The following is a 16,915-nucleotide window of genomic DNA, read 5'->3' on the forward strand; positions in this document are numbered from 1 at the left end:
CTCCTAAAAAAACGCAGTTTTCTTTCGCCGTTCCCGTAGGTGTACTTTCGTTAAAGACTCAGGTTAAGTTGCCGAAGGTATTGTAAACCTAGCAAAATAAATTAAAAATGAGAAGCTAATTTAAAGGGGAATGAGACATGTCTAATAAAGTATTAATAATTGTAGAAAACCTGCCTGTTCCCTTTGATCGGCGTGTATGGATGGAAGCTAATACCCTAACAAAAGCTGGGTATGAAGTTTCAGTAATTTGTCCCAAAGGTAAAGGCTTTGAAGAAGAATACGAGGTGATCGATGGCGTTCACATTTATCGCCACTCAATGCCACCTGATATTAGTTCGGTCTCTGGTTATCTACGGGAGTACGGTACAGCACTTTATTGGGAGTTTCGCCTCGCTCATCGAGTGTGGCAAGAGCGCGGTTTTGATATTGTTCACATTTGTAATCCTCCAGATTTACTATTTTTGATAGCAGGGTGGTTCAAGTTATTCAAAGGTGTAAAAGTCATATTTGATCATCATGATATCAATCTAGAGATGTACGAAGCTAAGTATGGACGACGAGACATATTCTACTATGGACTCTCCTTGGTTGAAAGACTGACTTTTGCCACAGCTGACGTAGTTATATCGACTAATGAGTCTTACCTCTCGGTAGCACTTACCCGTGGACGCAAAAGTCCAGAAGATGTCTTTGTTGTTCGCAGCGGACCTGATCTTTCCCGCTTTCAACCCCTACCCCCCAACCCAGTTTACCGTAAAGGACGAAACTATTTGGTGGGATATGTTGGTGTCATGGGAGAACCAGAGGGAATCGATTATCTACTCCAATCAGTGCGCTACATTATCTATGAAAAAAATCGCCACGACATTCAGTTTATGCTCATCGGTAGTGGACCGATGTTTGAAAAGCTTCAAGAATTATCTCAAGAGTTAGAAGTAAATGAATATGTAGAATTTACAGGTCGTATTCCTGATAATGAACTTTTAGAAAGACTTTCCAGCTGTGATATATGTGCTAATCCTGATAAAAAAATGCCCTACAATGACCGTTCGACGATGAACAAGATTATGGAGTATATGGCAATGGGAAAACCCATTGTTCAGTTTGACCTTTTGGAAGGAAGGCGATCAGCAGAAGCAGCATCTGTTTATGCAAAAGGTAACGACGTGGTGGATTTTGCTGAGAACATTCTTGAACTTCTAGAGGATACTCAGCGGCGACAGCAGATGGGAGAGCTAGGTAGACAAAGAATGGTGGACAAACTAGAGTGGCGACATCAAGTACCTAAGCTGTTAGAGGCTTACAACAAAGCTTGGCAAGGTAAGAAAGATTCCAGCCCTGAATCCAGAAAGCAACTTTAACACTACGCTCAAAATTTTTGAAAGAACTTGCTGCTTCTAAATAATTGATTTATGATGCGGCAAGTCATTGATAACAATCTTGTCTGAAATTTAGAATTCTCAGGTAGTTTTTGCTCAAAAGCAAACCAGCGATCCCTGTTGTGAATACAGGATTAAGTGATCGCTATACTTGCTTGCTGTGATTCCAACCCTGGTGATGATGCTACATTAAGACCTTGTATCACTCAATGGTAACCGCAAGCTAAATCAACTTCAACTAGCATTGCATTTTACTTTTAATAACGCTCCTCAAGATTAATAAATGTTGGCTTTAGATCGATAAAACCAAAGCCTGTAGATTATTTGAGCGCTTTATTACTTAAATAGTTTATACTATGTGTCATATTGTAAAATAACGTTAGTTTTACTAATAGCTGTGCATTGTATCTAGTTTAGATAAAGACCGATATTGAATTGCTCGCTTAAAACCCTACTTTTGACCATTATGTTAGAAAAATCTACCGAATCTAGAGAATCTATTGATTTAGACCTTAGTCGTTACTTATCGACATTGAAACGGTACTGGCTTCCTGGTGCAGCTGTATTCTTAGCTACAGTCGCACTGAGTGCGGTAGCTACACGATTTATGAGGCCATCCTATGAAGCAGAAGGAAAACTCTTGTTTAAAATTCCCTCTTATCAAGTATTAGGATCTAATCTTTTGCCGACAACCACTGAAGGAGAATCTCCTGGAGATTTAAAATCTCTATTAGCCACTCAAAATCCTATAAATACTCAAATAGAAGTTATTTCTTCCCCTGCTTTATTGCAGAAGACAATAGATAAATTAAAACTCCAAGACGATGACGGCGAACCTTTGACAGCAAAAGATCTACTAAAATCACTGGTACTAAAAATTGTCCCCGGAACAGATGTGGTGAGAATTACTTATTCCAGCCATAATCCTGAAGAAGCCGCAGCAATTGTCAATACAGTGATGAATAATTATCTAGAAAACGATATAAGTACAAATCGCTCAGAGGCATCACTAACTCGTCAGTTTATTGCTAAGCAGATTCCGAAAACTCAAGAGGCTGTTGATAAAGCAGAACGAGAGCTACGTATATTTAAACAGAAAAACCGCATTACAGATTTATCAGAAGAAACAAGGTCAGCAGTTGGGATTATTGGAAATTTAAACAACGATATTAATACTGTTCAGGCTCAATTAAATGAGGTCAACGCTCAAACCAATGAACTGCGGCAGAAAGTAAATTTAAATTCCCAAAACGCCCTTGCTGTAAGCAGTCTTAGTCAGTCACCTGCTGTACAGGGAATCCTGACACAACTTCAAGATACTGACCGACAGTTAGCTACTGAGCGTAGCCGCTTCCAAGATAATAACCCAACAATTATTAATCTGGAAGCAAAAAAAGCTAACTTAAGAGCTTTGCTACAGCAGCAAATTTCTCAGACTGTTGGTAACAACACACAAGTTCCTCAGAATTTATTGCAAATTGGAGAACTCAGACAAACCCTCATCCAAAATTTTCTACAAGCAGAAGTCCAACGTTTTGGCTTAAGCCAAAGACTCGCCTCTTTGTATAATTCCCGCTCTAATTATGAACAGCGCGTGAAAGTTATACCACAGCTAATACAGAATCAGCGTGAGTTAGAGCGGAAAGTTGAAGTTGCAGAATCAACATATCAAACTGTGTTGAAAAAGGTTCAAGAATTACAGTTAGTTGAGAATACAAATACGCCCAGTTCCCGAATTATTGTTCAAGCTATAGTGCCTACTGACCCCCTAATAATTAAAAAAATTATCGTTTTGCTGCTAGGAGTAATGTTTGGTTTATTCTTGGCTGCTACAACTGTTATGTTGTTAGGTATGAGAGATAGATCTCTAAAAACGCTTAAGGAAGTCAGAGATATATTTAGATATACTTTACTGGGAATTGTACCTTTATCTGTTAAAAAGCTTCGTTCTCGTTATTCAAGTGCAGAATCAATAACTCAAAAGATTGCTGTCCGAGATACACCTTACTCCTTAACGAGTGAAATGTATCGGATGATTCAAGCTAATCTAAAATTCTTGAGTTCAGATAAAGTACTCAAAACGATTGTAGTAACTAGCGCAGTTCCTAAAGAAGGTAAATCTACAGTTTCAGCTAATTTGGCAGCAGCGATCGCTCAGTTAGGACGTAAAGTTTTATTAATTGATGCAGATATGCGAGTTCCTTCTCAGCATCATCTGTGGCAACTAACAAATGCAGTTGGTTTAAGTGAGGTTCTTGTCGGTCAAGCTGAATTTAATGTAGCTGTATCCAAAGTAATGGATAATCTTGATGTCTTAAGTGCTGGAGTTAGACCTCCTAACCCACTTGCTCTGCTTGACTCAAAACGCATGGCATCATTAATTGACAATTTCTCATCTCAGTATAACTATGATTTTGTAATTATTGATGCTCCTCCGCTTCTTTTAGCAGCTGATGCTTTGACTTTAAGCCAAATGACTGATGGGATTTTATTAGTGGCTCGACCTGGTGTAATTGATTCTAACAGTGCTAATGCTGCTCAAGAAATGTTAGAGAGATCTAACTATAATGTATTAGGTTTAGTGGTCAATGGAATCATTGACAAAAATGAATCTAGTACTTATTTGTATCATGGTCACGAATATTTTCAACCAAGAGAGTTGAAAAAAGAGCTTAAGGGACTTGCAAAAAAATAAAAACTTTTAGAGTTTATCTTGACTTGTACCAATTCCTTTATATGACAAGGCAAAATAAGCGGAGCTTTCCTAGCTCCGCTTATGGGCAAGGTTTAATAGTACAAGATGATTGTAATAATGGTCTGATTATGATTTATTGCCAAATCATCAGTTATAGGAATTGTGAGTGAAACGACATAATCGCAATGTTTTCTAGATTACTTAACATCAGGTTGCAATAAGATTATTTGAGTGGACATGAGATCAAGGAATAAAAGGTAAAAATCATGTATACACACAAATATTACGCTATTTGATTATTTTTAGCCATCTTTAGCACCCACTGATTTCTACGAGGGACTACCTACGTATAGGCCAAGCCAGCAAATAAATCAGGGTTATATAAAGTGCCTGAAACAACCAAATCCAGGAACACACTTTATAATTAACTTGTATAATGGGTAAGTTCTAAAAGCGATCGCATCACCAAAATAGCCCATTTCCCATTCATTTATAAATTACAAAACAGGTTGTAGACAAAAACTCTGTAGAAATCAGAATTTCGTCATACAACCCAATACTATGCTATTGATTACTACTGCATTTCGTATGCTCCTCTATCGGGTCCTGAACCCCTTACACGAGGGTTGCCTAAAATATCGGTTGTCAAATAACTAAATCTAGAACCACTATTGATTGCTCGACTGGTTGATTTAAGTCTAAAATCACCTCCGGATGCATTAATAAACTGTGGATCTGCGATAATATCATTCGGTCCACTACCACTTGCATCATAACCGTTATCGTTGTAAAGGTTATAGTTAAAAGTAGTATTGGTATTTTTGCTGCTGTCCACGTTTATCGGTGCGCCACTCCGAGAATAAAGGATGTTATTGAGAACATTGGCATTCCTAACATCATTCAGGGAGACATTTCCATATGGAATTCCTGGAGACTGGTTATTTAGATAAGAAGTGTTATGGATAATATCGAGCTTGTCACTTCTGAATGAATGAATGCCGCCACCACCATTTAGGTATACGACATTGTTCGCAACCAAACTACTGCCTTGATATCCAGATTCTCTTAAGCGATCAAAAATTATTCCGTTACCATCTTGGATTTTGCCGTTAAAAATCCAGGGAACATACATTTGATTTCTGTAGACCTTGTTCCTTGTTATGATATTTCTATACTTCTGGCTATTGTCATTGCCATAGTTCCAATTTCTGAGCATCGAAATCCCACTACCCCCAAACGGTGAATACCAGGCATTATTGAATACTTCGTTCCCATCCACTGTCAGATAGTCAGTTTCAATTGCGGAAATGCCTCCCGCTCCACAATCATGTAGTTTGCTGTTGAGAATACGTACATGATGAGGATGAGATTTGGTTCGTCCATCTACAGTGATACAGCTTCCACTTGTTAGCGGGTTGTTAGTGTTCTTTTTTTGGCTCAGGGCATAACTAAGACTTATATTACGATTGTTTCCCTCAATTTCCAGATCGTTTACTTCGATATAGGAAGCTCCGTCTTTAATCCAAATTCCATGCCATCCATTGAACTGAATTTTCGGCGAATGTCCAGGATATGCTTTATATACAATCCATGCATTTGCCGAACCAGATCGTGTAATATCTATTCCTGACCCATTTGGGTTTGAATTCGTGTATACTCCGTTCATCAGGAGTACTGTATCACCAGGTTGGGTAAGGTTTGCCGCCCTTTGAGGTGTTCTAAAGGGAGATGATGCAGTGAGTCCGCTATTTGTATCTTTTCCACTACCGCTAACATAGTATGTTGTTGTAGCAGCCGTAGTAGCACTAATTAGGTTACGGTTAGGTAGTTTCTTTTCCTGAACAGTAGATGATTGAGGAACATCTGTAACTACAGACTCTCTTATTTTCTGCCCTTGAAGCATACCAGTCAATGCCCAGGGAAGTACAGCAGATGCACTCAAACTGAGAAAACTCAAACCATGAATCATCATAGGGAAAAAAAGGTTATGTTGCAAAAACTGAACTGTCAACGGTTACTAACTCTAGCCTTAGTAAGTAACTCAGCGTTCAATACGAGCGTATAACTGCCGTTTGTAAGTTTATACACGTTTTTTTAGGTTTTCACCTGCGAATTTCCGCGTAAATCATTGTGCAAATGCTTTTTGAGATTGTGTTTCAAAAATTGGTAAAGCTGTATGAAAAATACTGAAAATAGATTATCAGTATTCACAATTACCTTTTTAATGGACACCAAGCACCCGTACAAATGGCGTCATTTCTAATTGGACATCATTCTACTGTGTATATGTGGGATCTGTAATTAAGATCGTGTATATCTCATCAATCAGTTAATTTACTTAAATAATACTTATATTAATAAGAATCATCATATGGGTAAAAACAAGACACAGACTAGTATTGCTCACCTTAGGTTCTAAAATATTCTCATTATCAGAAGAATTTAGAGTAACTATAATAAACTTTTAAAAAGACTATGAATGCAGTGTAAAAATTTTGGCTAAGCTTAGAGAATATATAATATTTGTCAATAAGTAATAGTACTCAACAAGATGTAAAATCTTTGTTTTATACTCAAATTTTATTTTTAAGTAGGCGATAACCTAAGGACAGCCTATTGTATAACCTACTCTTGTTTTGCATCATTTAGTGTATAGTTGTTTTGTGTTTATCTTAAACTATTGAACCTTAACTGATAGCTTGATTTATTGTGAAGCACTTGCTTTTCTACGAGTATGGATGTAATGATCATAAGATTATGGGGACAGGAAAAGTTAACCAAAGCCCCCAATTTAAATTTCAATGTTAAACTAAAGTCCGAACAGCCTCAAAACACTGAAAATAAGACCTAGAGGTGAAGCAACAAGGCCTGCAGTATCGCCGACTTTTGCTCCTCCAGAGCGGCTGACTACTACAACATCATTGTTGCGGAGTATGGGATTAGTTTGCTCGTTAATCCCAGCGGAGAAATCGACTTTTACTACACGTTTAGTGACAGAACCATTAGGATTAAGACGAATCAAATCAACAGCATCATCACTAGCTCTGGCATCGTTAAATCCGCCAGCAGCTAGGATAGCTTGATTTAAAGAGCTATTCGGCTGAATTTGCGTTAATCCTGGTTTTTTAACTTCCCCAACTACACCAACTTGAATGTTTGCAGGCGACAAAGTAGTTGTAGCTAGTTGAGTAGCTTCTGCTGGATTGATTTCAGTTGCTGTTGGAATAATAATTGTATCTCCGTCTTGGACGATGATATCTTGATTGGCATCACCACTCTGCAACAATTGCCAAAGATTGATATCTATGGCTTGTTCTGAGCCAGTTCTTGTAAGTCGGCGTAGTTTAAGATTACGAATATCTGCCTGTGCTGTAATTCCACCAGCTAGTTGAATTACTCGTGTGACATTTGGTAAACCAGTGGGAGTAGCTGTACCACTGTTAGGAGTTGCACCTCCCTGATCGTTTAGGCTACCAGGGGTGACTAGATAGGAACCTGGACGGTTAACTTCACCAATAATTGTTACTGTGCGGGGTGTGGTTTGACTGGCGGCAAAGTTAGCTGCAAATAAATTGCGAGATTCTGCTACGTCAAAGTTATTTGCTGTTGGCACAACTATTGTGTCTCCATCCCGCAAGGTAATATCTTGTGATAATGTACCCGTTTGGATAAGTTGCTTCAAGTTTAGGGTGACGACTTGCTCTGAAGAACGTCCGAATTTACGCCGTAATTGAACTTGAGTTACATCCGCAGCCAGTGTCACTCCTTGGGCTGTTGTCAATGCAGCTAATACAGTAGGATATTGTACGCCTGGATTGTCTCCAGCGCCTCCACTCAAGCTCAATGTATAAGCTCCTGGACGTGTTACCTCTCCAGCTACAAAAACATTAATCGGACGAGGCGATAATAAATTGACTGAGATCAAAGGACGTTTGAGGAAGCGAGCATATCTTCTGGCTATTTCATCAGAGGCCTGTTCAGTTGTTAATCCAAGAACTGGAACACTGCCAATTAAAGGTAAGTTAATCGCTCCTCCTGGGGGAATTTGATATTCACCTGTATATTCAGGTACTTCAAATACATTTACACGTATGCGATCGCCCCCTCCTAATAAATAATTAGTATCTAATTGTGTTTGTGTATTTGCTGTTTCTGTAGCTGGTGATGCTGGTTGTCCCTGAGCTAAGCTAGCAAAAGGTGTCGCAGCATTGACAGTAGTTAATAAAGCCGCACCCACAAGTGATTGAGTAAGTAATTTAAACAAATTTGTGTTAAGCATATTTCACTGAGATTCTCAAATTACGATTAATAAAGTACTGTCTAAACATTTTTATTTTGACTATACCTAATTATTCAAGTTCCCCAACACTCTTATTTTCCTTTATCAGTGTGATTTTCCGGATAAAATTTGTTGTGAACATTTGAATTTTTAGTGAATTTAATTGAAAGTTTATTTTGTTGCAATACAAAAATCATCAAATATAATATCTTGATAACTTAATGTATAAAATACATTAAGTTATCTGTAAATCAGATGAGTTAATTACTAATATGTTTTTTGTTTTAGAAAAAATTACATAATAGTTGAATTATGATTTCAATTTGGCTCATAATAACAGTGATTGCCAAAATTATCATTGGCACTATTAAGTTTTAAGATAGAGAATTATTTGGCAATCAGCTTAATTAAGTGAGTTATTTTTTATTTGGATTTGTTGAATAAAAAACTCCTCTAAAGACTGGCGGGACAAGCTCATGGCAATGATTTTACCCTCCATTAAACGGACACTAGCGAGAAAATCATAGTAATCATCTTGTAGTGTACCTTGCCAGGAACCATCAGGCTCAAATATAAAAGTGGGTAGCCATTTTTTAAGAATTTCCCAGTCACCTCCTTGACCTTTAACCTGATATGTGTTGTTTGTACCTAAAAGTTCATTCAGGGAACCAGAGCAAATTAATTCACCTTGAGCGAGGATCGCAATGCGATCGCAAATCTGTTCTACTTCACTGAGAATGTGGCTGTTAAAAAAAATCGTCTTGCCAGCGGCTTTTAGCGCTAAGATGATTTCCCGCATTTGGTAACGTCCCACCGGATCGAGACCAGACATTGGTTCATCTAGAAAAACCAAGTCTGGCTCGTTAATTAGCGCTTGTGCCATACCAACACGCTGTAACATTCCTTTGGAGTAGCGGCGCAGTAGCTTTTTGCGGGCATCAGCTTGGGATAAACCTACTAGTTCCAGCAGTTGGGGAATGCGTCGGCGTTGTATATTCTCAGGAATTTGGAATAGCCCCGCTGCTAACTGTAAAAACTCCCAGCCAGTGAGATAATCATACAAATAAGGATTTTCTGGTAAGTAGCCAATATGTTGCTTAACATTGCGATCGCCAAGTGGCTTACCTAACAATAATCCCCGTCCACCAGTCGGACGAATAATCCCCAATAAAAGTTTTAAAAGGGTAGTTTTACCAGCACCATTTTGCCCTAGCAACCCAAAGGTTTCACCTTTGTAAACTTTTAAAGAACAGCTTTTAAGAGATACGACTTTTTGATTTAACCAAAAACCAGTACGATATACTTTTGCTAACTCAGAAGTTAGAACTACTGGCGGCATGTTTGTCATATTCAGTTGAGAATCGGGGTCATCTGCAATAGACTTCATCTCGGTTCAATCACCAATTAGCAGCTTGATATTAATTACAAGTTACCCGGTAGACTGATAATAATCACTACCTAGTTTGATAATTATCCCAAACAGGGGGCTGGAGACCAGGGAGATGTCACAGATAAGGGAGTGGGGAGATTGCGGGAGTGTAGGAAAATTAAAAAACCTTCCTATCCTTATCACACTCCCTCTTTGACCCATGCCTCATGCCCAATACCTTATAGCGCATTTGACTGCTCTCATAAAACGCCTTTAGAACTGGGAATTAAACCAGCACGACGAGGATCGATTTCCACTGCTAAGCGTGTTGCCCTTGCAAAGGCTTTAAATGTTGCCTCAATAATATGATGAGAATTAATGCCATCCAGTTGCCGAATGTGTAGTGTCATTTGGCTATGGTTCACCAATCCCACAAAGAATTCGCGTACCAGTTGGGTGTCATAAGTTCCCACCCGCTGAGTAGGAATTTGTAAACCGTAGCTCAGGTGAGGGCGACCGGAAAAGTCCAGCGCTATCTGAACTAAAGCTTCATCCAATGGGGCAAGGAAATTACCAAAGCGGACAATGCCTTTTTTGTCACCTAATGCTTGGTTGAGAGCTTGTCCTAAGGTAATGCCTACATCTTCGTTGGTGTGGTGGTCGTCAATTTCCCAGTCTCCCCTAGCTTGGACATCTAAGTCAATCAACCCGTGGGAAGCTATTTGATGCAACATATGATCCAAGAACGGAATACCTGTTGCTGCTGTGCATTTTCCTGTGCCATCAAGGTTGATAGTGATTTGGACATCAGTTTCTCCAGTAATGCGATGAACAGTGGCAATCCGAGGGGTTCTAGTTAACTGATCGGAGTTTGAATTAACTTTGGTAATTTGCATAAGGATTGGGGAATGGAGAATGGGGACTAAGGACTAGGGACTGGGGACTGGGCAATAAGAACTGGGGATTAAAGACTCAATTTTTTTAATACCCAGTACCTAATCCCCAGTCCCTAATTACATTCCCATAATTTCATATCCTGCATCTACATACAGAACTTGTCCGGTAATGCCGCTAGACAAATCACTACACAAAAAAGCTGCAGTGTTGCCAACTTCAAGCTGAGTGACTGTACGTCGTAAGGGAGCTACTTGCTCTACATGATGAATCATATCTAAAATTCCACCGACTGCTGAAGATGCCAAAGTGCGGATGGGACCTGCGGAGATGGCATTAACGCGGATATTTTGGGGCCCTAATTCAGCGGCCAGGTAACGCACACTCATTTCTAACCCCGCTTTGGCAACTCCCATAACGTTATAGTTAGGAATTGCCCTGACACCACCTAAATATGTCAGAGTGACGATACTACCTCCCTGTGTCATTAATGGTTTAGCTGCACCGCTTAACTGCACTAGCGAGTAAGTACTAATCTCTAAAGCAGTTTTGAAGCCAGAACGAGAAGTTTGGCTAAAATCTCCACTCAAATCTTCTTTGTTGGCAAAAGCAAGACAATGAATCAAGATGTCTAGCTTTCCCCACTTATCATGTACTGTCTTGAAAGTAGATTGAATTTGTTCGTCATTTTGGACATTACAAGGAATAAATAAGCTGGGGTTCAGGGGTTGTACTAATTCGGCAACTTTTGTCTCCATTTTGCCGCGTTCATCGGGCATGTAGGTAATTCCGAGATTTGCTCCAGCTTTGTGTAGTTGTTGGGCAATGCCCCAGGCGATGGAGCGGTTATTAGCAATACCTGTAACCAGAGCATTTTTTCCAGTCAGATTCAGCATAGAAATTGTTAATGCGATCAATGATTAGGAGCATACTAGAATCTGAGGCTACTTTGTCTTTGTTTTACACAGGATTTGCAAAAATGAATTATTGATCGGGATGTTTATGATCATAAAATTCTTGATTTTTTCTAAAGATATTCTCAAACTGTCTTTATCTATTATTAAAAAAACTTTTTAATACAGCTAATTGGAAGCGTTTATCAATAATTTATAACTGAATAGATCGACAATTATGTATCATTATAAACAAAGAGCTAGGAAGCAATTAGTTGAAGTATAGGAAAGTACAGAAAGATTGACGGTGCTTTATTGAATTTTCAGGTGTATTCTTAGGTAATCAGTTTTTGTTTTTCCGGCATTGGGTAGGGGAAGGGAGATGATCGTGGCACAAGATAAAGCCCTAGCAAATGTTTTTCGTCAGATGGCGACCGGGGCGTTTCCACCAGTTGTGGAAACGTTTGAACGCAATAAAACGATCTTTTTTCCTGGCGATCCTGCCGAACGAGTTTATTTTCTTTTAAAAGGTGCTGTTAAACTTTCCAGGGTGTACGAGGCAGGAGAGGAAATAACGGTAGCACTGCTGCGGGAAAATAGTGTTTTTGGTGTATTGTCATTGCTGACAGGAAATAAATCGGATAGGTTTTACCATGCGGTTGCATTTACGCCTGTGGAATTACTGTCGGCACCAATCGAACAAGTCGAGCAAGCACTAAAGGAAAATCCAGAATTATCAATGTTAATGTTGCGGGGTCTGTCTTCGCGAATTTTACAAACAGAGATGATGATTGAAACTCTTGCTCACCGAGACATGGGTTCTAGGTTAGTGAGTTTTTTATTAATTCTTTGTCGTGATTTTGGAGTTCCCTGTGCAGATGGAATCACAATTGATTTGAAATTGTCTCATCAAGCGATCGCTGAGGCAATTGGTTCGACTCGTGTTACAGTTACTAGGTTACTTGGTGATTTGCGTGAAAAGAAGATGATTTCTATCCACAAGAAGAAGATTACTGTGCATAAACCCGTTACTTTAAGTAGGCAGTTCACATAAAAACAATTGGAGTTAGCGGAGTCGGCGCGTGTTGTGTTTTTCAAGGTCGCACTAATAGCTAAAGGAAAATCTAAAATTGAGTAATTTCAGCTATTGCCAACCTCCACTTCTCCACAGACAATGGTTAAAAGTAGTAGGCTGTATCTGGAAGGATTTCGGTAGCTAAACATGACCACCGGATACATCCTCATCGCAGCAATTTTAATTTTGGGAGGCGTAATTGCAACCGTGGGCGATCGCATCGGCACACGGGTTGGTAAAGCGCGCCTCTCACTTTTTAACCTTCGTCCCAAAAATACCGCAGTACTAGTAACTATCTTTACTGGTGGCCTGATTTCAGCATCAACCTTAGGGATTTTATTCACTGCCGATGATAAATTACGGCAGGGAGTATTTGAGTTAGAAGATATTCAAACAGACCTCAGGCAAAAGCGGGAACAGCTAAAAACCGCAGAAACCCAGAAAAGTCAGGTAGAGAGTGAGCTAAATCAAGCAAGAATTGCCCAAGCAAAGGCACAACAAGACTTGCAAGCAATTAATCAATCTTTGCAGGCAGTGAATGCCAAGCAAAGAGAAACCCAGGCCCAGCTCAACCGCACCATTAGCCAACAAGCTCAAACTCAAACTCAACTTCAACGCACTCAAGGGCAACTAGATCAAGTTGTCAGTCAGTACCAAAAAGCTATAGCAGAACTGCAAAGCGTTTACAATCAGAGAAAGGAACTACAGGCAGCAGTTGAACTACTAAAGACAGAACGTCAGCGACTGTATGCTGAGGCCAAAAAAGCGATTGATGAAGCCAAAACAGCTATACAAAAACGTGATCAAGAACTTGCTAACCGCCAAGAAGCCATAGAACAGCGCGATCGCAAAATAGCCCAACTCGATCAATTGATTCAAAAGCGTAATCTAGAAATTACAGTTCGAGAACAAGTGATTGCTAAACGGGAATCTCGCCTCAAAGAATTGGAAGGACAACAGGAGCAACTAGAACAAGAAGTTGCAAGGTTAGAAAAATATTATCAGTCTTACCAAGACCTGCGTCTGGGTAAACTGGCCTTGGTTCGCGGTCAAGTTTTGGCTGCTGGTGTCGTTCGGGTTACCCAACCTGCTGCGGCTCGTGAGGCGGTGGTACAACTTTTACAACAAGCTAATCGCAATGCCAATCTAGAATTAAGTGAACCTGGGACAAATTCTGCAAATGTAGAGCTTGTGCGCGTGACTCAAGAGAGAGTTGAGCAATTGAGCAAGCAAATTGAGGATGGTAGAGACTACGTAGTGCGAATTTTCTCTGCGGGTAATTACGTTAGAGGAGAAAAGCAAATAGAATTTTTTACTGATATAGCTCGCAATGAACTAGTTTTTTCTGGAGGCACTCAGCTAGCCACAACTACTGCTGACCCCAGAACCATGACATCCTATCAGTTACAACAGCGATTGGAACTACTGATTTCTGCTTCCCAATTTCGTGCGCGTAACGCCGGAATTGTCGAAAATGTGCAGATAGATGGCACTTTTCTGCGTTTTGTCACCCAATTAAGGCAGTACAATCAAGCATTGGAAATTAAAGCGATCGCCGCAGAGGACACTTATACGGCCGGCCCTTTGAGAGTGAAATTAGTTGCAGTAGCCAACGGACAAATTATTTTTAGTACTTAAAAAAGAATTCACAACTATAGAATTCAGGAGTTAGAAGTCAGAATACAATTAGTGGAAGATTCAGCAAAAAGTCACCATTAACAGCTACCCCTTTTGGTTCTCCGTTCAGGTAGCGTCTGGTAAATTTGGACTACCGCTATAGACGCACTGCTTCACCAGTCGCACAGAATTCCCTGAATTATAGCTCCTGAGTTCTAAATTTTTTCTTGTTAATTTTAAATTACTTATGACTTTCCGTGAATTTTTACCGACACAGCCAGCGATTTTGGGTTTTGATCCAGGTCGAGATAAGTGTGGTTTAGCGGTGATGGGGCTGGATAGGCAACTACATTATCATCAAGTTGTGCTGGCAAAAGAGGCGATAGTTAGCATTGAGACACTATGTCAGAGATTTCCCATTTCCTTGATGGTGATGGGCAACCAAACTACAGCTAATCAGTGGAAACAGCAAATATCTCAAGAATTACCAGAACCGCTGAATATCATTTTAGTAGATGAGCGTTACACAAGCTTAGAAGCACGCGATCGCTATTGGCAAATGTATCCACCCAAAGGGCTTATAAAACTACTGCCACAGGGAATGCGACAGCCTCCAAGACCGATAGATGACATTGTTGCCATTCTGTTAATCGAAAGATACTTAAATCGCCTCACTGAATCCAAAATTTAAAATCTTAAATTTTGGATTTAAGGATAAATTTTAAATCTCAAATCTGTCTTGGAAAGTGATGCTCCTCTGTGACAAAGTTTCAATCTGATAGCGCAGCTTAGCCGAGTCTTTTGTGTGACACCCTCTTGTGTTCTAGTGTCGGAAGCCTCTGTTACCTACTCTTAAGGAGTACAGATGGTGACTTTGCCCTGCGTTGAACAGAGCTACGCTAACAATATCTGACGACAAGCCGACCCAGCGTCTGTGCCAAAAGCTGACGCTGGTGATGTGCAAAATCTAAAATCCAAAATTTAATGGCTGCTAACTCTTAGAATTCTGCCCGAATAGTAAAAGCATAGTCTCCTCCAGGCTCTAACTGATAATCCTGTTTCTCTAAAAATCGACCGAGGGGTTCTTTGATTAAAGCGCGACCTTGGGAAGGCTTGACGGCAAGTTCTCCCCTACGAAAATGCCACTGGAAATGCCACTCAAACTCACCTGCACTCACTTCACCTTCAAGGAAGCCGTGTTGCCAGGATTGGCGGGTAATTTTGACATGGGCAATGGTTTCTGGCAAACGTTTGGCACTCACAATGCTTTATGTCAAGTGTAGAATAACAGCCAATTTTGTCGGCTATTTATTTTATTTACCAAACATATCTGAAATAGACAAACTGACAAAATAGGTATTTGTAGTTGAGGAGGTAATGTTAATCATCCGCAAGACTGAGGATCGGGAAGTTGCAGCTATTATCCAGGCGGATTTAATAACCTAAAGGAACTCCAAGAAATAAAAACAATCACTTGAAGTTGCTGACTGATGAGAGCCACTTGCTTGACTGTCGGCAGAGCCGCCCAACACACTGGCTCCTGTTGACTGTTTAGTATGAGCAAGGGGATATTTTTATTCGTTATTTCCTAAGAGGTCAATGCTTTAGCTGCAAGATAGTACGGGTTTCCTCTACAATTTTCATCGGTAAATGTGTATATAATAGTTAAATATTGAGTAAGTATTTTGTCGTAGTTTTTTTATTACTTATTCTCGAGTCTAAGTACTAGGGAGGATTTCTGATGAATCGCTACAAAATCTGTGACTAGCTGATTCATAATTGGGGGCAGAAAGCTATGACTAAAAGCATGGAAACCAAACAGCTAGGAAAAACTGGTATCTTTGTGGGTGCGATCGGTTTGGGTGGTATGCCAATGTCAATCTCTAATCGCCCTCCCGAATCAGAATCAATCCAAGTGATTCATCGTGCCTTAGATGTTGGTATTACTTTTATTGACACTGCTGACTCGTACTGCAAAGATGAGTCAGATAAGCATCACAACGAGCGGCTAATTCACAAGGCACTTGCTAGTTACAAAGGCGATATTAGCCAAGTGATTGTCGCAACTAAAGGCGGTTTAATGCGTCCCGATGGTAACTGGACACGCAATGGTAACCCAGAACACTTGCGTCAAACAATTAGAGTCAGCTTTGAAGCTTTGGGTGGCGCTAAACCTATTGATGTCTGGCAGTACCATTCCCCAGATAATAATTACACTATTAAAGAATCCCTTACAGCAGTCAAAGAAGCAGTAGAAGCAGGTTTGATTCGGTTTGTAGGAGTTTCTAACTTCTCGGTTGAACAAATTAAGCGGGCGCAGGATGTGGTAGATATTGTCTCAGTACAGAATCAATACAGTCCTTGGGAACGACAGCCAGAAATTGACGGCGTATTGGAGTATTGCGAACAGCAAGGATTGACCTTTTTACCTTGGAGTCCCTTTGGCGGTAAGCGTCGTCATCAGGACTTGGAAGATATCCCAGCGATCGCTCAGTTAGCTAAAGAAAAAGGCGTATCAGTGTATAATATTGTTTTGGCGTGGTTGCGTTCAAAGTCGCCTGCTATTTTGCCTATTCCTGGCGCTAGTAAAATTTCCAGCATTGAAGATTCAGCAAAAGCTATCAATGTAAAACTATCTGATGAAGAAGTGCAAAAAATTGATCAGGCAACTTAATCAATATTCCAAATAAACATACTTATAAAATAGTTTATTA

The 16,915-nt window shown here is 39.8% G+C and carries 12 protein-coding genes; 6 read left to right on the forward strand and 6 right to left on the reverse strand.

Going from position 1 to position 16,915, the window contains the following annotated elements:
* Positions 1 to 137: 137 nt before the first annotated feature.
* Positions 138 to 1,361, forward strand: a complete 1,224-nt coding sequence (locus FCR06_RS03975) for a glycosyltransferase family 4 protein (protein WP_138497561.1) — start codon at positions 138 to 140, stop codon at positions 1,359 to 1,361.
* Between the two features lie 484 nt (positions 1,362 to 1,845).
* Complete coding sequence (locus FCR06_RS03980) at positions 1,846 to 4,074, forward strand: GumC family protein (protein ID WP_138497562.1); 2,229 nt, start codon at positions 1,846 to 1,848, stop codon at positions 4,072 to 4,074.
* A gap of 574 nt (positions 4,075 to 4,648) precedes the next feature.
* Here FCR06_RS03980 and FCR06_RS03985 read toward each other — a convergent pair.
* From FCR06_RS03985 to fabI, 5 genes are all read right to left on the reverse strand, one after another.
* Positions 4,649 to 6,046 carry a right-handed parallel beta-helix repeat-containing protein gene (locus tag FCR06_RS03985; protein ID WP_223280034.1) on the reverse strand — a complete coding sequence of 466 codons (1,398 nt, stop codon included), beginning with the start codon at positions 6,044 to 6,046 and terminating at the stop codon, positions 4,649 to 4,651.
* Between the two features lie 837 nt (positions 6,047 to 6,883).
* Positions 6,884 to 8,353: an SLBB domain-containing protein gene (locus FCR06_RS03990; protein ID WP_138497563.1), complete on the reverse strand. Its 1,470-nt coding sequence runs from the start codon at positions 8,351 to 8,353 to the stop codon at positions 6,884 to 6,886.
* A 403-nt stretch (positions 8,354 to 8,756) separates the two neighbouring features.
* Positions 8,757 to 9,740, reverse strand: a complete 984-nt coding sequence (locus FCR06_RS03995) for an ABC transporter ATP-binding protein (protein ID WP_138497564.1) — start codon at positions 9,738 to 9,740, stop codon at positions 8,757 to 8,759.
* Positions 9,741 to 9,982: 242 nt separating this feature from the next.
* Complete coding sequence (gene hisB / locus FCR06_RS04000; RefSeq protein WP_138497565.1) at positions 9,983 to 10,618, reverse strand: imidazoleglycerol-phosphate dehydratase HisB; 636 nt, start codon at positions 10,616 to 10,618, stop codon at positions 9,983 to 9,985.
* Between the two features lie 117 nt (positions 10,619 to 10,735).
* Positions 10,736 to 11,512, reverse strand: coding sequence for an enoyl-ACP reductase FabI (gene fabI / locus FCR06_RS04005; protein ID WP_138497566.1), 777 nt, complete (start codon positions 11,510 to 11,512; stop codon positions 10,736 to 10,738).
* A gap of 379 nt (positions 11,513 to 11,891) precedes the next feature.
* On the opposite strand from fabI, the gene ntcA reads away from it, so the two are divergent.
* The 3 genes from ntcA to FCR06_RS04020 all read left to right on the forward strand — a co-directional run bounded on the left by ntcA (position 11,892) and on the right by FCR06_RS04020 (position 14,892).
* Complete coding sequence (ntcA, locus tag FCR06_RS04010; RefSeq protein ID WP_138497567.1) at positions 11,892 to 12,563, forward strand: global nitrogen regulator NtcA; 672 nt, start codon at positions 11,892 to 11,894, stop codon at positions 12,561 to 12,563.
* Between the two features lie 168 nt (positions 12,564 to 12,731).
* Positions 12,732 to 14,222 carry a DUF3084 domain-containing protein gene (locus tag FCR06_RS04015; protein ID WP_138497568.1) on the forward strand — a complete coding sequence of 497 codons (1,491 nt, stop codon included), beginning with the start codon at positions 12,732 to 12,734 and terminating at the stop codon, positions 14,220 to 14,222.
* A 226-nt stretch (positions 14,223 to 14,448) separates the two neighbouring features.
* Positions 14,449 to 14,892, forward strand: coding sequence for a pre-16S rRNA-processing nuclease YqgF (locus FCR06_RS04020; RefSeq protein WP_138497569.1), 444 nt, complete (start codon positions 14,449 to 14,451; stop codon positions 14,890 to 14,892).
* Positions 14,893 to 15,199: 307 nt separating this feature from the next.
* Here FCR06_RS04020 and FCR06_RS04025 read toward each other — a convergent pair whose 3' ends face one another.
* Positions 15,200 to 15,463, reverse strand: coding sequence for a DUF3146 family protein (locus FCR06_RS04025; protein ID WP_138497570.1), 264 nt, complete (start codon positions 15,461 to 15,463; stop codon positions 15,200 to 15,202).
* A gap of 545 nt (positions 15,464 to 16,008) precedes the next feature.
* Between FCR06_RS04025 and FCR06_RS04030 the strand changes: the two genes are divergently transcribed.
* On the forward strand, positions 16,009 to 16,875 hold the full coding sequence (locus FCR06_RS04030; RefSeq protein WP_138497847.1) for an aldo/keto reductase: 867 nt from the start codon (positions 16,009 to 16,011) through the stop codon (positions 16,873 to 16,875).
* Positions 16,876 to 16,915: the final 40 nt, after the last annotated feature.

The organism is Nostoc sp. PA-18-2419 (assembly GCF_005869855.1).
Lineage (GTDB): Bacteria > Cyanobacteriota > Cyanobacteriia > Cyanobacteriales > Nostocaceae > Nostoc.